General features: G+C 42.8%; 12 protein-coding genes. 4 read left to right on the top strand and 8 right to left on the bottom strand.

Features of this window, described 5'->3' with window-relative positions; genetic code table 11:
• Positions 1–39 precede the first annotated feature (39 nt).
• The gene (locus tag BUC17_RS01415; protein WP_073360718.1) at positions 40–2,817 is read right to left on the bottom strand and encodes a reprolysin-like metallopeptidase; all 2,778 of its coding nucleotides are present in this window, start codon (positions 2,815–2,817) and stop codon (positions 40–42) included.
• Positions 2,818–2,931: 114 nt separating this feature from the next.
• On the opposite strand from BUC17_RS01415, the gene BUC17_RS01410 reads away from it, so the two are divergent.
• Positions 2,932–3,885, top strand: a complete 954-nt coding sequence (locus tag BUC17_RS01410) for a bifunctional riboflavin kinase/FAD synthetase (protein ID WP_317044495.1) — start codon at positions 2,932–2,934, stop codon at positions 3,883–3,885.
• Positions 3,886–3,938: 53 nt separating this feature from the next.
• On the top strand, positions 3,939–5,024 hold the full coding sequence (gene bioB / locus BUC17_RS01405) for a biotin synthase BioB (protein ID WP_073360716.1): 1,086 nt from the start codon (positions 3,939–3,941) through the stop codon (positions 5,022–5,024).
• A gap of 50 nt (positions 5,025–5,074) precedes the next feature.
• On the opposite strand, the gene BUC17_RS01400 is transcribed toward bioB, so the two are convergent.
• On the bottom strand, positions 5,075–10,264 hold the full coding sequence (locus BUC17_RS01400) for a hypothetical protein (protein WP_073360715.1): 5,190 nt from the start codon (positions 10,262–10,264) through the stop codon (positions 5,075–5,077).
• Between the two features lie 103 nt (positions 10,265–10,367).
• On the opposite strand from BUC17_RS01400, the gene BUC17_RS01395 reads away from it, so the two are divergent.
• Complete coding sequence (locus BUC17_RS01395) at positions 10,368–10,841, top strand: regulatory protein RecX (RefSeq protein WP_073360714.1); 474 nt, start codon at positions 10,368–10,370, stop codon at positions 10,839–10,841.
• A 234-nt stretch (positions 10,842–11,075) separates the two neighbouring features.
• Positions 11,076–15,080, top strand: coding sequence for an Ig-like domain-containing protein (locus BUC17_RS01390; protein WP_159433920.1), 4,005 nt, complete (start codon positions 11,076–11,078; stop codon positions 15,078–15,080).
• A 57-nt stretch (positions 15,081–15,137) separates the two neighbouring features.
• On the opposite strand, the gene BUC17_RS01385 is transcribed toward BUC17_RS01390, so the two are convergent.
• The 6 genes from BUC17_RS01385 to BUC17_RS01360 form a co-directional block, all read right to left on the bottom strand.
• Entirely contained in the window at positions 15,138–16,289 is a 1,152-nt protein-coding gene (locus BUC17_RS01385; protein WP_073360709.1) for a beta-ketoacyl synthase N-terminal-like domain-containing protein, read from the bottom strand.
• 23 nt (positions 16,290–16,312) lie between these two features.
• A complete protein-coding gene (gene bioA, locus BUC17_RS01380) occupies positions 16,313–17,584 on the bottom strand; it encodes an adenosylmethionine--8-amino-7-oxononanoate transaminase (RefSeq protein WP_073360708.1) in 1,272 nt (423 codons plus the stop codon).
• A 62-nt stretch (positions 17,585–17,646) separates the two neighbouring features.
• Positions 17,647–18,267: a dethiobiotin synthase gene (gene bioD, locus BUC17_RS01375; RefSeq protein ID WP_073360707.1), complete on the bottom strand. Its 621-nt coding sequence runs from the start codon at positions 18,265–18,267 to the stop codon at positions 17,647–17,649.
• Between the two features lie 167 nt (positions 18,268–18,434).
• Positions 18,435–19,595 (bottom strand): aminotransferase class I/II-fold pyridoxal phosphate-dependent enzyme, encoded by a 1,161-nt coding sequence (locus tag BUC17_RS01370; protein ID WP_073360706.1) that lies wholly within the window; start codon positions 19,593–19,595, stop codon positions 18,435–18,437.
• Positions 19,567–20,109 carry a hypothetical protein gene (locus tag BUC17_RS01365; RefSeq protein WP_073360704.1) on the bottom strand — a complete coding sequence of 181 codons (543 nt, stop codon included), beginning with the start codon at positions 20,107–20,109 and terminating at the stop codon, positions 19,567–19,569. Before BUC17_RS01365 ends, BUC17_RS01370 begins: the two co-directional genes overlap by 29 nt.
• A 169-nt stretch (positions 20,110–20,278) precedes the next feature.
• Complete coding sequence (locus BUC17_RS01360; protein WP_073360701.1) at positions 20,279–20,560, bottom strand: F0F1 ATP synthase subunit delta/epsilon; 282 nt, start codon at positions 20,558–20,560, stop codon at positions 20,279–20,281.
• Positions 20,561–20,596: the final 36 nt, after the last annotated feature.

Below are 20,596 nucleotides of genomic sequence, written 5' to 3'. Positions count from 1 at the left end.
AAGCTCCCGAAGGAGCTTTCTATAATTTAGTAAGATAGCTTATCGAATTACGATTTTACGTACTTCTTTATTAGATCCATTCATCACAGTAACTAAATATACTCCAGTTTGAACAGTGCCTAAATCAACAGTTTCGTTAAATGCGCCATTAGCTGTATATTGACGTTGGAAAACAGATCTTCCTTGCATATCGTAAACGCTAATTTCTACATCACTAACCGTAGGATTGAAGTTTACATTGAAAACTCCATTGTTTGGATTTGGTGCTAAATTAAATGAATCCAATCCAAAACTATCCGTAAGTAAAGTAACTTGTTGGGTACAAATTTCGATAGACCAAGAATTCAAAGTTCCATCATCTCCCGCAAATGTATCATATACACGAAGTGTCCATGTTCCTTGCGGATTTTGACCGTTAAATGCCGTTAAACTTTCTCCTGGCGCTACATTTTGAAGGGTAGTTCCTCCAGCGGTACAGTTTATAGCAGCACCTCCATTAGTGAATTTTAAATTCAACGAACCATTTGTATTTCCACAACTTCTGTTAAACATTTTCACAAAAGTGGTTGGGTTGGTTGGACTACTGATATCTGTAATAACATCCGACAAATAAGTGTGGGTAATGTTGTTAAATACATTCACACTGCTAATAGAACCTGTAATCGGTACATTAACAGTACCTATTTGATTTGCAGGGAAACCTGCTGCTGTTACAATAGGCAACGAACTTCCGGTATACGTATTACAAGTTGTAGTAACACTAAATCCTACTGAGAAATTATTACTGTTTACATTAAAGAAAATGTTGTTGCTAGCTTTAACCATTAAACGGCAACTAACCGCGGGTGTCGTTGGCATAACCACATCAGCAGCACCGTCATTAGGTGTTCCAGCCAATAAAGTTGTCCAAGTTGCTCCATTATCAGTAGTAATTAAAATATCAACATTGGCACCTCCTGTAATGGTATTGGTGTTGTTTACAGCCCAAGTTACTGATTGTGTCGAACCTAACGTATACGAAATATCAGCCGTATTTTGCGAGGTAACGGTTAGAGGTCCTTTTGTTGCATCAACCGTAATTGTTGCATTGGCTGTTCCTGTTTGTCCAACTTCAGAATTCGGAACATACGGTGCATTATCACGAACTGTTAAACGGAAATTAAGGTTTCTTCCTACCGAACTTAACGCTTCAACCGCAATACCTGCACTTCCTTGCGTAGTTTGTCCTCCGGCAAAAACCGTTGGCAAAACCGGACAGTAACGAATAGGAGAAGTAGAAGGAGGATATGAAATCCAGTTTGGACCCCCTGTTTTACCAACAGCTGCTACACTATTCGCTCCTGTAAAGGAACCTGCTGTATCCACATTAACTTGTTCCCAGCTATATGTTAAAGGATCTCCATCGTTATCATTACCAGAACCAATCAACATAAAAGGTGTGCTTCTTGGAATCGTAAAGTTTCCACCTGCATTCGCTGTAGGAGTAGCATTAACACCCGCCAATTGGGTTGAAACGGGACAAGTTTTAGTATTCAAATTATTTTGAATTTGAGAAATCGAAAGCACATGATACACATCAATTGAATTGTTTGCGGCATTATAGGCTGTAATCCCAGCATAACCCATAATGGTAATACCAGAACCTACTTCAACATTATATCCTGACCCTTCATTAGCATGAGTAAACGTGTGATTAGCCCCTAATTGGTGCCCTACTTCGTGTACTACATAATCGATATCAAACGTATCTCCTTCTGGAATTCCATCACTTGGAGAGGTATATCCACTTCCTTTATTACGGTCGGTGGTGCTTGCGGTATCATCGGTACAAACACACCCAATACAACCTGCATTTCCTCCTCCACCAGAGGCTCCGAATAAATGTCCGATATCATACGCCGCATTGTTAGCTGCAAGCGTTGTCCCTGTACCTGTCAATCGGGTACTTAAGGTATTTTGAAGTTCAGTATTCCAAGCCCCTGCAGAACCCGTGGCCGCAGCAGAGTACGGATCCGTGGCCGCGTTATAGAAAATTACATTTGTAGATTCAGCAACAATGTTAAGGTGAACGCCCAAATCTTTTTCATAACATCCATTAGCACGCGTCATCGTTTCATTAAACGCAGCTAGTACCAAGTTAACTTGAGCCGCACTTGTCGCTCCAAAATAATTAGAATATTCCGCTGTACACGATTGTGCCAAACGCATCGTTTTTAGAACGCCGTTATTGGCCAATACTACATTTCCACCAGAATTTCTATTGGAAGGATTCGCTAATCCACCAAATTCATCATCCAATACGTCACATTTCCATGCGGGTTTTGGACCGTTATTGGCTTTATTGTAAACCACATAAATTGTTCCGTCGGCAGAAAAAGGTTCCATAAATTCACTCGAAGTTCCTGCTCTAAATACAACTGTCTTTATCCCTCTTGGACTGATACTCAACTTCATGTAAGCTGTTGGGTCTAGTGTACTCTTCCCTGAAAAAGCGCGAATATCAGGGAATTGTGCTTGTAAATCAGCCTCAAAATTAGACGCTTCATTGACCACAAAATCCTCTAATTTTCCTTGTGTATTCGGAAGTGTGATTACACAAGTAGTACCAGGCTGATCGACAATTGTCATCAATCTGTTTTTTAATTGATCGAAATTCAGCGTATACAAATCATACTGCGTAGGAAATGTACTTCTGAATGTTCCTTTAGCTCGTTCTATGTCTTTACCGGGTTGCGCGGCTGACCAATAACGACCAGTCTGCGCATTCATACCCGCCAAGCCAAGGAAAAAAATAGAAAGTAATAAAATTTTTTTCATTTTAATTAGATTGGTTATAATAGCTAACAAATATAAACGAATTTTTACGAATTTGACATTCTAAATGTGAATTCAACGGGGTATAGTTATTAAACGTAAAAATCAACTACCTTTGTGCCGATTTTATTGCACTTGAAAACCTATTCCAACATCGCTGATTTTCCCCAAACAAAAGGCACAGTGCTCACACTGGGTACTTTTGACGGAGTTCATTTGGGCCATACGAAGATTCTGAATAAAATAACAGAAGCTGCTAAAATTATGGGGTTGGAAAGTGTAGTTCTTACTTTTCACCCACATCCCCGATCGGTGTTACAAACAGACACACCCATGTACTTACTCAGTTGCATCGAAGAAAAATCACACTTGATTCAAAAATCAGGAATCGATCATCTGGTAATACATCCGTTTGACAAAGCGTTCTCACAATTAACCGCCGAGGCTTTTGTAACTGATATTTTGGTAAAAAAATTTAATATCAAAAAAATTATCATCGGTTACGACCACCGTTTTGGAAAAAATCGCACGGCAAATATTGAAGATTTAACTCGTTTCGGATTGGAATTTGGTTTTGACGTTGTTCAAATTACCGCAGAAGAAGTTAATGCAATTACGATTAGCTCCACAAAGATTCGCAAAGCATTGGAAGCTGGCGATTGTGGTGTTGCCCAAGACTATTTAGGACATCCGTACACGCTTTCGGGCACCGTTGTTAAAGGACAACAGTTGGGCCGCACTTTAGGATTTCCTACGGCCAATTTACAACCCTGTTGTGAAGAAAAACTTATTCCAAAAAATGGGGTTTATGTAGTTCGCGTTACCTGGAACAACCAAAGCTATTCGGGCGTATTAAATATTGGAAATCGTCCAACCGTTTCGGGCACTTCTCGAACCATAGAAGTACATCTTTTTGATTTTTCCCAAGAAATATACAATGCCAAACTTTCGTTGGAATTCCTAACATTCCTTCGTGAGGAGCAACGATTTGACTCCCTTGACGCTCTTAAAAATCAGATTATCAAGGATAAAGAGCAAGCCATGGCATACTTCCAAAACCTTCCGAAATAACTATTGCCCAATGAAGGGAAATCGTTACTTTTGAATTCTAAATTCGTCACGCTATGAGTGAAATAAGACACAATTGGACCAAAGAAGAAATTTTGGCCATTTACCATAAACCTTTCATGGATTTGATGTATGAGGCGGCCACCGTGCATCGCAAACATCATGATCCCAATGTGGTTCAAGTTTCAACCTTATTGTCCATAAAAACAGGAGGTTGCCCCGAAGATTGTGGCTATTGCCCCCAAGCTGCGCGGTATCATACCGATATTGAAGGAAATGATTTGATGAGTGTAACTCAAGTAAAAGCACAGGCCCTTCGTGCAAAAGCCGCAGGTTCATCCCGTGTTTGTATGGGTGCTGCTTGGCGTAACGTAAAAGACGGTCCAGAATTTGACCAAGTATTAGAAATGGTGCGCACCATCAATAAATTGGACATGGAAGTGTGTTGTACGTTGGGAATGCTTACGGAAAATCAAGCCTTGCGTTTGGCCGAAGCCGGACTCTATGCCTACAACCATAATTTAGACACCTCTGAAGAATATTACAAAGAAGTCATTTCCACACGCGGCTTTGAAGACCGTTTGAAAACAATTGAAAACGTGCGAAAAACCAACGTAACGGTTTGCAGTGGCGGTATTATTGGAATGGGCGAAAGTGTTGAAGACCGCGCGGGTATGTTGGTCGCGCTTGCACGATTGAATCCGCAGCCAGAATCTGTGCCTATCAATGCGCTAGTTGCTGTAGAAGGAACGCCTTTGGAAGATCAAAAACCCGTAGCGATTTGGGAAATGATTCGAATGGTAGCCACTACGCGTATCGTCATGCCTGAAACGCAAGTACGCTTATCGGCCGGACGAACTGAAATGTCACGAGAAGGTCAGGCGATGTGTTTCTTTGCGGGAGCTAACTCAATTTTTGCTGGCGATAAATTATTGACTACGCCCAATCCTGATGTAAATGAGGACATGAAAATGTTTGAAACCTTAGGTTTACAACCTCAAAAACCGTTTATCAAACTTATGCAACCACAGACCGTGGAAGCAGAAGATTCACAGTTTCAACCGCTGGGTGAAAAACCAAAATGGTCACGTCCAGGACATAGTATAGAACGCAACGTTAAAGCTTCTATCAAAGGTAAATAATAAAAAAGTCCCGATAATCTCGGGACTTTTTCGTTTCTATATTTTTAATTTTATAGCACTACTTTTTGCGTCATTACAGCGCCCGTTTCCAAAATAATTTTCACAATCAAGGTTTGTTGTTCTCCCTCAATTGGACTTGTTTGCGCTTTTAGATCATGAACTGCTGTCAAATGCGTAAGTAATCGTCCTTGCAAATCATAAACCATAACCTCTTGAATAGGCTCTTCGGCTTGCACGGAAATAACTCTTTGCTGCGCTACAACCTTTATTGTCGCTTCATACGCTACAGAATCAAGGTTTAGAATGGGATTTCCAGGAATCGAATAACGCAATACAAAGCGTGAATTCAATTCACCTTTGGGTAATGTTACCGTGTAGGGGCTATTTTTCAAATTATGAAATACCCCGGCAACCTTATCTTCCAAATAAATAGGTTGCTGCCCTGCAAACAATCCATCCGTTTTATACAACGCAATCGCATAGGTTCCAGGTGTGTTCACGTAAACTCCAAGAGGAATACGGTCATTTGCTGTAAAAGGCAGCCCTTTTCCTTGAATAGAATAGGGTTCATCTTGCAATAAAGAGTAGATACTTAATTCGCCAGTTATTTTGTGAATACAATCATACAAATGGTCCCGACCATTGGTGGCTTGACTTGCATACCCGACCAAGGTTCGTTCTGAATTTCCATTGGTTGTATTAACGATATCCAACCAAATGCGGTGTTTCTGCTGGGAAAACCATTGCGCATTTCGATAAAAATCGGTATTATCGTGAGGCATTAACAAGGCATCTGCGCGAAGGCTATTCTCGAAAGCAAGCGTATTTGGCGTGGTAGCTGAATGCAACATGTTGACCATAAAACCTTGTCCAGCTCCAATTTTTCCAGCAAAAGAATCGGGCTCGGTCGAACCCAAACCGTTATACTTAATATAATCTGAAGTCCAATAATTGTATTGGAAATTGTTGTAAAACGGACTTGTTGTCGAGGTGGGTGCCAAACCGTGTTTCCAAACCCAAATAGAGCCTTCAATTTTCGTTTGGTTCAATACCAAAAACTCTTCTGCATCAATCGCTGAAGGGTATGGATTTCCAACTAAATTCCAATTGTCATCAAAACGTGTCGTATCAAAATTATCGGGATTCGTTAGATCGGCATCAAAATCAGGCCCGTCATAATTCCCTCGGGAAATAGGTGTTGTAAACTGACCGTTATGGGGTTTCCCCGTAAAAGTGGCGGTCAAAGGAACTGCCGTTGCTGATCCGTTGGAAGCTCGAGCAATGTAACCTTTTCCACGCACCATTGTTCCTGAAGCTATCGCCCAATTTCCGAAGGTTCCATTGGAATTTGCGAAGATTGGATTCCATTCGTAACGCAAGGCATTGGGTAACGAATTGACCGCCACATTTTCTGTGGGAGCACTCCAGTACACATAATCAAAATTGCGGGCTAAAGTGGTACGATCCATACGGAATTTTGTTCCTGAATAATCACCATTGTTGGTATCTGTCTCATTGATTTGAATCAATTGACCCGTGTTGTTGATGTTTAAAATTCCGTCTAACGTTAACGTATTGAAGGCAAAAACATAATCATCAGCACCAATGGTTAAGATTTTATTCAACTTCACTTCAAGATTTCCCTGGGCGAATAAATTATTGGAAACATTTGTGTTAAAATCATTATCCAATACCACATTATAAAACTGTTCTACATTGGTATGCACATTCCCGTTGATAATTTGCGGAGCACTTCCCACAAAATGAACTGTACCGTTTCCTTCTTGGAATTGTGCCGCTGAAGCCGCATTGGTCCAGTTGCCATATAGAATTAAATTCCCATCTGCAGTAGTCGAATTGCTATCATCCATATCCAAAATCCCCGCACCCGAAAGGCTAAGATTTCCATAGACTTCTAATCGATTTAAAGCATTTCCTTGCAGTTGGACACTTCGCCCTGAAATGGTCAAATCTTTACACTTGGCTACATCCGAAAAGGTATCTGAATTAGCTGCCGTATAATCAATCACAGCATCATTTCCAGCAGTAGCATCAATGACTACATCGGTTAACTCATCGGGAACGGTCAATAGCGCCCAATTGTTACAATCAAACCAATTGGTATTCAATGCCCCTGTCCACTTATTGAAGGGATCAGCAACAGTAATGATAAAAGGGGAATTCGTTGGACATGTCCCTAATAAAGTCGTCCAATTGGTGGTATAATTTAAGATAGAACCAATCAAATAGGGTCGGCTTCCCGTGGTAAAGGTTGTTGAAGAAGTGTTGTAACTCACTTCATAAGCACCAGTAGTCGTATTGGCTTGCAGAGAAGCACAAATCAACTGCGGATGCTTTCGTGATCGTCGGAAATTATTGCCGCTAATGGCGGTTAAGTTATCGGTCAATTCATACCATACCCCACCATCTTGTACCCCAGACAATACCGTTCCAGTAAAGGTAGAACCCGTTATGTCGTAGGTGAAAAATCCTTGTAATAAAAACATTGAATCGGGTGCCGAGCTCGAAACATTGACACTTCCGTGGCTGGTTAAGGTCGTACCATCTGCATTTCGTCCCGAAATTGTAAACGAATTGTAAGTTGTTCCTGCAGCATCCACAACAGAAATCGTTGAACCTGTTCCTGCACTAACAGTATTAATACAAAACACAGAAGCCGCCGGAATTGGGGTCGTTCCAGTATAGGTGAACTCTAAAAAGGGTAAATTTCCATCGGGGGCAGCAGTACAACTGTACCATTTATCGGTGCGCACATTGGCGGCGGGCATCCCTCCTGTTTCATAGGTTGTATTAGCCCAAATAAAACTCGTTCCGGGATTAATCTCAACTAAAGATAAAAGTCGGATGGCATCATCGGCCCCTGTTGTCGTATTATCATAAGCGATAAGCAACAAATCTCCCGTTTTCAATACCGTTGGAACAATGTTCAAGGGCGTTAAAGCCACCTCGACTCCCGAACTCCAATCGGTCCCACTACGTACAAATATTTCGATGTAATAAGTAACTCCATTGGTTAATCCTGTAATGTTTACGTTGTTTCCGCTGGAGGCATACACGACTTGATTGAACGCTGCAAAAGCGGGATTGGCTGTATAAGCACTTCCATCGCCGGTAGGAGCAAATGTTATTCCGGGAGCCGCAGTCACCACGACCAAAACTTGATCAAAACAAAGCGCATTGGGATTGGCCCAACCGATTAATCCTGTAGTATTTCCAGGTGTTGCGATAGCGTTAGTGACATTACTCAAAGCGGCGACTTGAGTCAGGGAACGCGGTGTTGTTGAAAAAACGGTATTGGTTGGACCGTTGTTGCGGTACGTATAAATTTCATAAACATAGGTTGCTCCCGCTGTTAACCCTGTAATCGTGGCTGTAGTTCCAGTGCCTATATAAACGACACGCGAAAGAGGTGCTGTGCTACCATAGGTGGGAGCCAACGAAAAATCGGTGTTGAAGGGTTGTGTTGAAGCTACTAAACTCGTCACGGCATGGGGATTTAATCCTCCTTGACGTGCAACAATTATATACCCATCGAAAGGACCGGTTAATGGCGCCGACCAATTCAATACTTGAGTCGTATTGCTAGAGCAACCGCGGGTAAAGGTAGCAGGAAGATTGGGTGCAGAAGGGGCAATGGTTTGCAAACCGCTATTGGTTGTATTTCCACTTCGCGCAACACCTCCGAAGAAAATGAGGTTAGCACCTACATTGCTAAAACCATTCACACCAATCGTATTGCCAAGCGTGGCCGTTGCAGAAAAGTCAGCAGTAATAAATAAATACCCTACCGTTCCTGCGTTGATTACGGTTGACGTAAAGGGTGTAAAGTTCTTATTTCCCGCCACCCCAGGAGCCGTTAGGGTACACAAGGTTGCATCACCTGGATCCAAAACGTTATCTAAGGAGTAGCGAACTTTAAGATTCACAATATCGGTAGCTGCGTATGTCCCTGTAATGGGAATCGCTTGAAGTCCGTTGAGGGTCGCATTGGAACTGGACACGGTAAGTTGAAAACGATGTAAAACGTGATCCACTGTACCTTGTGAAACAAAAGCTGCTGGAACTTGTGCGCCCGTATTGGCTAAGGCAACGATTGGGGTTGCAACTGTGAGTATGGCTACATTAGAATTAACAACTGCACATGGTGTCGTTCCCGTTACAACACAACGATAGCGATACCCATTTAATCCTGATGGGGTTGCGTTGATATTTAGCGTTGGATTGGTCACATTGTTGTAAGGGGCTACATTGGTTAAGTTTGTCCAAGTGGTACCGCCGTCGGTTGAGACTTGCCATTGGTAGGAAACGGCATTAGAGGCCGCAACCGTAAACACCGTATTGGTTAACGATTGAACGGTTTGACTCGCAGGCTGTGTAGTAATATTTACGGCAGGAACTATTGTAATGGCTGAGGAAGCCACGTTCCCTGTGGACCAACAAGAGGTCGCCGAATTAAAAGCACGCACATAATAAGTACCGCTCGTGGTTACATTTAAAGGCGTAGCCGCATTATTTGCTGTGGAAGTGCCTGTTGGTGTTGTTTGCCAATAATTGACTACTGGCGCCGTAGCGGTACCGGTAAAGGTTAGCGTTGTTGAAGTACAGGCCGGGGTTGTTCCCGTAATTGTCCCCGTTGGATTGGCAGGGGGCGTGCAATTTAAAGACACCGTACCGTTGAATGTAAAATCATTAATACTGAATGTGGTTGTTGCAGCACCTAACCCATAGGAGTAGAATCGGAAAGTAATTGAACTAGTTATACCTTGAAAAGGTAATGAAGACAATGAAATGGTTGTTCCCGTTGTAGTAGGTGTACCAATATCTGTAGTAAACCCATCCAAACTTGATCTAAAAGAATGTGATGCTACACCAGAGGATAATTGAGCGGTATACACAAAACTCACAAAATCAATTTTGTAACCAGGAGCAGGAGTTAGTGTAAATTCAAAATAGTCATTTAAATCAATTGCTCCGGTACTCCATCCATTCGCATTATATCGATTGTTCGCGTTTGCTCCAGCTATACCCGTTCCTCTTCCAATTCCGCTAACGGTTATATTTGGATCTATAACTTGCCCGATGGTGTAGGGATTGGTAGTATTTGGATTAGTACCTGTAATTGGATTAGTAAATATAGATTGCCCCCAAGCATTTATACTTAAAAACAACAGAATCACTAAAATTTTAAAGCTCTTTAAAGTCACTTTTTGACAAATCATTTTTTCATCTTTTTCCAGCGTACAAAATTACAGCTAATTCACAGGATTTCAATAGCTTTGTATTACTAAATTATTAACAAATCCATTGTAATTTTACGTAGTTTTGCACTCAAAATCAGGACTTTCCGCTCAAGAAGTATTGGCTAAACTTGAATATTACTGCGCCTACCAAGAACGGTGCCATCTAGAAGTGTGGCAAAAACTGCAAGAATTTAGCCTTTCATCACAGGAAAAGGACGAGATTATCGTTGCGCTCATTCAAAAAAACTTTCTCAATGAAGAACGTTTTGCTTTGGTTTTTGCACAAAGTAAATTTCACCAAAAAAAATGGGGGAAAGTGCGTCTCAAAAACGAATTAAAAGGAAGACAAATCGGCGAAATACTCATACAAAAAGCCCTTAAAACAATTACTACCGAAGCCTACGAAACCACTTTCGAACAATTGGCTACGCAACAATGGGAACAAATTCATGAACCCAACCTTCTGAAAAAAAAGAAAAAATTTTGCGATCACTTACTGCGGAAAGGATGGGAACATTCCCGCATTCTTGATTGGCTTAACGAGCAGAATGTTTAATTTTCTTACAACTTAACTTGTAAGTATTTACTTGACTTCTACGCCTTAACGATTTCTCTTCAAAACATTTATTTTCAATTATTTAATTTCGTTTAAGGAAAGCGAAAACGTTTTCGTTATTTTGGAGCAATTGTGCATTTCGTCGATTTTTTTATGCATTTCATCGATATTTTAGCTAGTTTTGGTCGACTTTTAAAAAAGTACGTCAAAATCAAAAAAATGCCTCAATTACCCATGAAAACAAAAAGATCATCTGTAGACTTACCGCTTTGGTCGCTATTGCTCACTCTTTTTTTTAACCTAACGCTTATTGCACAATGTCCAACGCCTCCCGGAAATCCTGCCATCTATGGTTCTGGTACGTGGAGAGCCTATGTGTACTCGTATACAGATACGGGAAATCCTCCGGCAAACCCGTTTGCTACGTATCGTGGTTTTTTTACCTTACCCGAGACGTTCAATAACGATTTGGCTGGCGGTTCAATTGCTGGACCCAATATTTGCGGAACTTACAGCGATACCTTTGCCATTCGCATGCGCATGCGACGGACTTTTGCTCCGGGCAACTACACCTTCACCGTTGGAGGCGACGATGGATATCGTTTGAGTTTGGATGGGGGCGCAACATTTATTATCAATAACTGGAGTGACCGCTCGTATGGAACAACTACAAGTGCCGTTGTTTATTTGGATGGCCCCGTCAATGTAGTCTTAGAATATTATGAAAAATTTGGACTATCACGAGTAAGTTATTCGTTTAATGCCTGTGCAAGCTCAACATCGCCCACGGCTATTAACGCTCCCACGGCTCTTTGTCAAAATGCAGGCGGAACAACTTTGGTTGCTCAAGGCGGAACGCATGGCACTGGAGCCGTTTTTCAATGGGGAACTGGCGCTGTAGGAACTAACATCATTACTACCACTACTGGAAATTCACTTTATGTAAATCCAACAGCGACTACTACCTATTGGGTTCGTCGCATCGATCCAGCGCCTTGCGCAGTTGTCACCTCTGGCGTGAGTACCACTATTACCGTAAACACTCCTTCAACCATACCCACTACTATCAGTGGCACGACCACCATTTGTGCGGGACAAAGCACTACGCTTACAGTCTCTGGAGGTACGCATGGAACAGGAGCAGTATATGAATGGGGAACAGGATACAACGCGGGGGTTAATATTATTGCAGGCGCCACAGGAAGCTCAATTACCGTTAGTCCAACTTCACAAACGGGCTATTGGGTTCGTCGTGTTGATCCAGCACCTTGTCCAGCAAACAACTCGGGCCATATCACAACAACCGTAAATGTCAATCCAAGTTCGACAGCCCCAACAACCATTACCCCATCGGCAACTGCTATTTGTCCCGGGAATAGTGTAACCTTAACCGCATCGGGAGGTACAGCCCTTTCGGGGTCAACGTTTCAGTGGGGAACGGGGACAACCATCGGGTCGAATGTGATTAGTGGTCAAACAGGTGCGAGTATAACGGTGAGTCCCAACACTACAACAACTTATTGGGTTCGTCGCTTTGATCCTTCGTGTAATGCCTTTACCCCCGGAATTACATTCACACTGCCTACTGCAGTAGCCCCCGGAAATCCAGCTCTTTTTGGATCAAATACGTGGAATGTATATGGATACTCCGGAGCCGATGTTACTTTAGGGTCTACCACCTACCTCGGCTTTTACACGACCAATACTTTAAATTTTGACACCCAAACCGGTACCAACAGCTGGGCAAACAACACCTCACCCTCAAACGCCGCGGGCTGGAACGGCTGTCCTGTTCCTGCTGACAACCACACCTATGTAGCAAAACGTCGTGGTTTCCCTTGTGGCAACTATACGGTGGCCATGCAAAACTGGGATGATGTTGCACAATTATACATCAACAACATACTGGTTTGGTCGGCCAATTCTTGGAGCGGTAATGGAAACTTCAATGTGGTCGTTGGTACGTTCTACTTAGACTCAAGTTCCTCCGTTGAGATTCGTAACCGCGAAAACGGGGGGCTTTCCAACATCAGCGTATCTTTTACCAATACAAATATTCAATCAACAGCTCCAACAGCCATCACAGGAACTACTGTTCTTTGTGAGGGAACGTCCACTACGCTTACCGCCTCTGGGGGAACGATGGGAACTACGGGATCATTTCAATGGGGAACAGGATCTACCGTAGGTGCAAATATCATCGCGGGTGCAACAACCGCCTCGCTTACGGTAACCCCAACAACCACTACCACCTATTGGGTACGAAGAGTCGACAGCATTTGTTGGGTAACGACTGCAGCGGTTACAACTACCGTTACGGTCAACGCCACTACGGTAGCGGGAAATCTTTCGTCTCCCACAACAACGATTTGTAAAAACGCTGCTGTTTCAGAAATTACATTAACCGGAAATACAGGTTCGGTAGTCAAATGGCAATATGCCGCCGATGCTGCCTTTACCTCGGGCGTTACCGATATTGCGGTTACAAATACAAGTTTATCGACAGCTCAAATTGGCACCTTCGCCACCACACGATACTTCCGTGCTGTGGTTCAAAACGGAAATTGCTTGGTTGTGAATACCGCTCCACTTGTCATAATTGTTCCCGATACTGTTGTCTACAATGGCACATGGAGTGGAACCCCAACGGATAAAACACCGGTACTCATTGCCTCAAACTATACGTTGACTTCCGATTTGGAAGCTTGTTCCTGTCAAATAGCCGCCAATGCCACATTGACCATTCCCGCAGGACGAACTCTTCGAACACAACAAGAGATTGAAGTTAGTGCCTCGGGGGGACTTATCGTAGAAAACAATGGTAGCTTGGTACAAGTTAACGATGCCGCTATCAATTCAGGCTCGATTACCTTCAAACGAAACACCACGCCGCTAAAACAATTTGATTACACCTACTTTTCGAGTCCAATTCAAAACCAAACTTTAGGTCAATTGGCACCCCAATCCATGTTTTATTCCTTTAATCCAAACATTAATAATTGGAATTTTGAAAACGTAAATACGGTCATGACGGCGGGAAGAGGGTATATTTTCCGAGCACCCAATACGCTCAATTTCAATACGCCTCAAATTTTTGGGGTATCCCTCAACGGAACACCAACCAATGGAATTGTACCCACGACCATCGTAAAAGGAGCAGGTACAACGTTTAATTTAATTGGAAATCCATACCCCTCGGCAATAGACATTGATGCCTTTTTGATGGATCCTGCCAACGATCCGATTGTAAATGGAACAATATACCTCTGGACACACAACACCGCAATTGCCAATGTGAGTGGCACAAATATTTATGTGTATACCAGTGATGACTATGCCAAATACAACTTAACTGGCGGTGTTCAAACAGCCGATCCAGCAATTACGGGCGGCACAACTCCCAATGGTAGAATTGCTTCTGGACAAGGATTTTTTATCGAAGCTAACGATGCCCTAACAGCGGGAACCTATACTGCGCGCTTTAACAACAGCATGCGTATTGTAGGTGAAAACAATCAGTTTTTTAGAACCTCAGGAGTAACGACCCAAAGTACCGTTTTGGATAAACACCGCGTATGGTTAACCTTAAGCAATGCGCAAGGAGCTTACAGCGAGCTATTGGTTGGGTACATCACGGGAGCAACCCAAGGTATGGACTCCAAATATGATGGAAGAACGCTTCCTGCAGGGAATGTAGTATCATTTTACTCCTTGTTGAATGCTACAGAGTTGGCTATACAAGGACGAGCACTCCCTTTTCAAGAAAATGATCGCGTACCCCTTGGATTCCAATCGACCCTCACAGGAACATTTCAAATTCGTTTGAGCAATTTCGATGGTTTGTTTCAAAATCAAAATGTATACTTGTACGACACAACCACTCAAACCTATCATGATCTAAAAGCGGGCGCCTTTACTTTTACCATCGCCCAAGCGGGAACCACAAACAACCGCTTTGAATTGCGCTTTACCAATGGAAATGCATTACAAACGGGTACATTCTCTCCAGACAATACGGTCATAGCCTTCATAAAAGAAGGGAAGTTACATATTTCAAGTACACGAGAATCCATCGCAAACGTGGAAATGTTTGATTTGTTAGGAAAAAAAGTGTTCAGCCAAAAAGGAAGTAACAGTACTACATTCCAGTCGGAATTTCTTCCCTTATCGAATCAGATTTACATTGTTCGCATCACATTATCAGACGAAAGTGTTGTCACAGAAAAAATAATACGTTAATTAAAAATTGGGCTTTTTGTTAACAAAAAAGAACCGTCTCTCGTTAGGCGGTTTTTTTTATTTTGAAATACGAATCGTCACGGCATTCCCGCCAAATCCTACGGCATTGATTAAAACATGACGCATAGGTTTGTTAAGAGTAAAATGGCTATCAAAAGGGGTGCCCAAAAATGTTTGCTCTTGAAGCATCAACAGCGCCAATTCCAAACTGAAAATACCCGAAGCACCGAAAGTATGCCCCATTTTCCATTTGTTGGTAGTCAGTAACGGCAAATTATCCCCAAATACTTTTTGAATCGCTTTGTATTCCGATAAATCCCCTTTTATGGTTCCTGGTGCATGCATTACAATGGCATCGATTTCAGAGAGAGGCAAATCCCCCATTGCCATTGTCATCGATTTTTGAAAACAAACTGCCTCATCCGAGATAGAAATGTTATGCTCCAATTCATCCGTAGCCCAACCCAAACCTGTGATATAGGCCAACGCATTTTCGGCATTGCGCTCCAAAGCCACTACACCTGCCCCCTCCCCCAACACCATCGTATTGCGTAGTTTATCCAAATCCATGGCCTTGCACGGATAGCCTTCGGTTTCTCGCGAATAAATTTTTAAGGCTTGCATTTGAGCCAAAGTAAAAGCCGTTAATGGTGCTTCACTCCCACCCGCAATAAATCGATCGGCCATTCCCGCTTCCAACCAAGCCACGGCATTTAAAATGGCATGCAAGGCAGTCGAACACGTGATAGAATGGGATATTTCGGGTCCGGCCGACTTTAAATCGTGAGCGACCCAACTCGACAAATTGCCCAAAGTGGTGGTGGGCGAACTTAAAGTTGCCGTTTTGCCTGTCGTTATAAACTCGTAATGAAACTGTTCGAACAACTGCGTAGCCCCGCGCGACGAACCGATATTGATACCAATGGCATCGCCCGCTTGCCAACCGGCTTGTGCTACAGCACGTCGACTCACGTCCAATGCCATAATTACGGAAGGATCCAAATTTTTGTACTTCACCTCCGAAAGTCGTATGGCCGCTAAACGTGCTTGGTCGGTTTCCATTAAAGGAGCCACCCAATACTCATGCGCTCCAAAACGCTTTTTTTGAATCGCGGTGGCTTTAGAAGTATAGGCCTCACGAATAGAATGGGTGTCCGAACCCAAAGGCGAAACGGTTGCTAAAGCAGTAATGGAAATACGATGTTTCAAAGGAAAAATTTAAGGCTGTAAAGTTAGTCGATTTCTACAGCCGCTTCCACTACTTCATACACTTTTTCCAATTGTGCATCGGTCATGATATACGGCGGCAAAATATAGACGATATTCCCTACCGGCCGTAAAATTACTCCGTTTTGAATAAAAAATTGATACAAGCGATTTCGGAAGTTTCCATAATAACTTTCTACCCCTTCACGCGCAATCTCCAACGCAAAAATGACCCCCAAAACCCGCGTCGTTTTTACCCGAGGATGCGCGTTCATTTTTTCGGCGAAAGCCAAATGATGCTTGTGAATCCGTTGAATATTCGCTTGCATTTCCTCTGATTCCAACAATGCAATACTGGCCAACGCCGCTGCACAACCCGTCGGATTCGCCGTAAACGTATGTCCGTGAAATAAGGCTTTATTGACATCCGTGTCCAAAAATCCGTCAAAGATTTCTTGCGTAAACGACGTAATCGCCATCGGAATCGTGCCGCCCGTCAACGCTTTGGATAAGCACAACATATCGGGTTGTTCCGTTAAATAGTCGCAAGCAAAGTTCTTTCCCGTTTTTCCAAAACCCGTCATCACTTCATCGGCAATGGTAAACACGCCGTATTTGCGACATAACAGTATCATTTTATCCAAAACTTCAGCACTATACATCACCATTCCCGCAGCGCCTTGGCATAAGGGTTCGAAGATGAAAGCGGCAAATTCGCCCGTTTGTAATTGCTCTTCCAACACCTGCAACGCATGCGCTTCTTGTCCTTGTACAGGCACCGGAATGCGGTACACATCGACCAACGAACCCTGAAACGCTTCCGTAAAAAAGGTAATGCCGCTCGAAGCCATCGCTCCAAAAGTATCGCCGTGAAAAGCATCGTCAAAGGCAAGAATGCGGCGTCTAACTTCCTTTTTATTGTAAAAAAACTGCATAGCCGCTTTGAGGGCGACTTCAACCGCGGTCGAACCGTTGTCGGAAAAGAATAATTTCTTTTGGTTGGAAGGCAACAATGAAAGTAATTTTTCGGCCAATTCCACCGCAGGTTTATTCGTAAAACCCCCAAACAATACATGTTCGAGCGTGGTCAATTGCTTGTAAATCGCTTCCGCCATCACAGGATTGGAATGCCCATAGGGATTCACCCACCACGATGCAATTGCATCCAAATATTCGTTGCCATTTTCATCCCACAACACCGCGCCTTGCCCTTTGACAATCGCGGGCAACAAACCAACCGTTTGGTGTTGCGTATACGGATGCCAGTTGTACAGCTGGTCTTTTTCAGATAAATTCATATTTTTTAATGTAAAGAAAACAAGACAACTCTTTTTTCTTGCTTCTTTCTTCTTGTTTCTTCTTACCCCAATTTCAACAAGGTTTCACGCAATTGCTCGGCATAATCGCGCACTACATTTTCGTCAAAATAAGGCTCGTTATTGATGCGACCTAAAAAAGGAACGCCTGTTTTTTGTAAAATAATCGATTCGGTCGGTTCATGTTCGTCCCCCGAAAAAATAATCCCTGCAATGTTTATTTTTCGCGTTTGCAAAGCTTCAATCGTCAACAAAGTATGATTGATACTGCCCAAATAATGCCGCGAGACTACAATCACTTTATAGTCGGGGCGAATCAAATCGATGACACAATCCGTTGCATTTAACGGCACAAATACACCGCCTGCCCCTTCAATCACCAAATGATTTTCGGTTGTGGGCTCTTGAATTTGGGTGATATCTATAGAAATCTCATCGATTGCTGCGGCTAGGTGCGGACTCGCCGGCGTATGTAACGCATAGGCATTGGGGTGAAATTGCGTTTTGGTATTGGAAACGCGACGACGAACTTTATGCGTATCGCTATCTTCCAAATCTCCCGCCTGAACGGGTTTCCAATAATCGGCTTCCAACGCTTCTGTAACGATCGCTGCGACTACAGTTTTCCCCACATCGGTTCCAATCCCTGTGATAAATAATTTCATGCCTTCAATTTTTTGGCAAAGTTCGGGAAGTGATTGGAAAATACCATCAATTTTTAACGAAAGCTTATTAATTTGGGCGGTGCCTCCGGCCCGGGCTATCCGCAGTGCCGGCCTTCCTAGCGTCAGGCAGGGCACTTTGCTTCTATCCCTACCGCGGATTCCTGCTCCTATTGAAATATAGTGTTGGCTAGCCGTTCGAGAACTGCAGAAATCGATTCCAACGGCGTGAACGCATGCAAACAAAATCGAAGGCGCTCTTGTCCCTCGGGAACGGTTGGGGAAAGTATGGGTTTGACCTCAAATCCGGCCTCTTGTAACGATTGAGCGATTGCGCGAACTTTATCATTACCCGGAATAATTGCACAATGGATCGCCGACTTGGAATACACGAATAGCGGTTGGAGTCCGAGGCGCTTAATTTCTTGATTCATGTGCACAATGCGGGTTTGTAGCGCTTGCACGGTGGCTTGTTCGCGTTGCAAAAACTGATAAGCCACGTGAATGGTCGCTACGGCATGCGGAGACAAACCGGTAGTATAAATAAAACTTCGGGCAAAATTGACCAAATACGACTGCAATTCTTGAGAACCCAATACCGCAGCGCCGTGGCAGCCCAAGCCTTTGCCAAACGTAACGATACGGGCAAAAATACGAGATTGTAGGTTGAGATACTGCACGACACCTTCACCGTGTTCCCCCATAACTCCCAAAGCATGGGCTTCGTCAACTACAAGATAGGCATTGTACTGTTCGCAAAGTAGGACAATTTCTTCCAGCGGCGGCGTATCACCATCCATGGAATAGACCGTTTCGAGTGCAACATAGATTTCGAAGTGATTTTCAGCCGTGCGTTTGGAATTCCATTTTTCAAGAGATTGTTGCAGCTCTTCGGGATCGTTGTGAGTGAACTTATAGGATTTGGCTTTGCTCATTTGCAAACCATCCCGAATGGAGGCATGGCAGAGTTCGTCATACAAAATAACATCACCGCGTTGGGGCACGGCACTAAAAAAGCCCACATTGGCATCATAACCCGAATTGAAAATCAGAGCCGATTCCGCTTGATGAAATTGAGCAATGGCTGCTTCTGTTTCTGAATATAACGAATGGTTTCCCGAAATTAAACGCGAGCCGGTAGCGCCATTGGTTTTGCTATTTCGGGAGATCAGAAAATCATGTACGGCATCAAACAAGGCGGCATTTTGTGCAAATCCCAAATAATCATTGGAAGCAAAGTCCAACCGATTCCCATAAACGGGTAATTGGCGCAAGGCATTTGCCGCTTGGCGGTGGTGGAGTTTAGATTTTAAATTCGCCGGTAATTTCATCGCGTTCTACCCATTGGTTATTCCCATATTCTGTTGCATCCAACAAATCTATATTTAACTTTTCGGCCACAATTTTCCCAAAATTGAATGCTTCTTTGGAGTTTTCAAAAATAAACATTTGAAAATGCTTATTCCCTTCACACCATAGATTCGTTTCAAAAAGATAACCCTCATTTTTAAAAACAGCTATATATTCAAAGGGCGTCGATTTGACTTTTACAATTTTAGAAAATGGACCAACCGAGTATTGATATACAATCTCGTGAGTATCCGTATTTAGTAAAACATCTTTAGTTTTTAAAAAAAATATTCCGCCAGAAATCCCAATTGAACCAAACTTGACACATTCAACAAGTGAATCCCCAATGGCTTTTGAATCTTTAATCCATAAAGCATAAAGCAACCGAAATAAAGTAAAAGCAGTTATTGTAAAAAAAACAGCGGCAAGAAATTGTTCGTAGAACTTACGATTACCCGAGTTGATTTTTACAATGGGATCTGTTTGGGATTTCATTTTTAGAAAATTGTTACCTCAAATATACGTGATTTAGCCCGGAACTGCCTTATTTCGGCAGTCAGGTCGCAGCAGAGAGCCTGAAATATATACCTGCCAAGGAAGAACTCCTCATAAAAAAACCCGACACAAAGCTGCATCGGGTTTAGAGGATTTGTAAGGGTCGCTATTAGTCGGCCAATACAATAACTTTATTGTCTTTCATTTCGATGGTTCCTGAGTTGATGGACAAGCTGTAGTTTTGGTCGTTAATTTTGGTAAAACGACCTTTTACAGTTTCCTCAAAGTTGAACGAAGTTGCTGTAATTTTCACAGCACCATCTTTCAAAATCGAAACGATGGGAGCGTGGTTGTTTAAGAGTTGGAACGATCCATCTACTCCAGGAAGCGTTACTGAGGTAACTTCTCCTTTGAACAACGTAGCTTCGGGTGATACTATTTCTAAAATCATAACTTGAGTGATTAGTGATTAGTAATTAGTGATTAG

The sequence above is a fragment of the Flavobacterium fontis genome (assembly GCF_900129405.1).
Taxonomy (GTDB): Bacteria; Bacteroidota; Bacteroidia; order Flavobacteriales; family Flavobacteriaceae; genus Flavobacterium; species Flavobacterium fontis.
This window is presented reverse-complemented; position numbering and strand designations above follow the sequence as displayed.

What these genes read in the sequence shown, in the direction of transcription:
- BUC17_RS01360 (WP_073360701.1), bottom strand. Translation starts at nt 20,560, where the DNA reads ATGATTTTAGAAATAGTATCACCCGAAGCTACGTTGTTCAAAGGAGAA.
- BUC17_RS01365 (WP_073360704.1), bottom strand. Translation starts at nt 20,109, where the DNA reads ATGAAATCCCAAACAGATCCCATTGTAAAAATCAACTCGGGTAATCGT.
- BUC17_RS01370 (WP_073360706.1), bottom strand. Translation starts at nt 19,595, where the DNA reads ATGAAATTACCGGCGAATTTAAAATCTAAACTCCACCACCGCCAAGCG.
- bioB (WP_073360716.1), top strand. Translation starts at nt 3,939, where the DNA reads ATGAGTGAAATAAGACACAATTGGACCAAAGAAGAAATTTTGGCCATT.
- bioD (WP_073360707.1), bottom strand. Translation starts at nt 18,267, where the DNA reads ATGAAATTATTTATCACAGGGATTGGAACCGATGTGGGGAAAACTGTA.
- BUC17_RS01390 (WP_159433920.1), top strand. Translation starts at nt 11,076, where the DNA reads ATGAAAACAAAAAGATCATCTGTAGACTTACCGCTTTGGTCGCTATTG.
- BUC17_RS01415 (WP_073360718.1), bottom strand. Translation starts at nt 2,817, where the DNA reads ATGAAAAAAATTTTATTACTTTCTATTTTTTTCCTTGGCTTGGCGGGT.
- BUC17_RS01400 (WP_073360715.1), bottom strand. Translation starts at nt 10,264, where the DNA reads ATGATTTGTCAAAAAGTGACTTTAAAGAGCTTTAAAATTTTAGTGATT.
- bioA (WP_073360708.1), bottom strand. Translation starts at nt 17,584, where the DNA reads ATGAATTTATCTGAAAAAGACCAGCTGTACAACTGGCATCCGTATACG.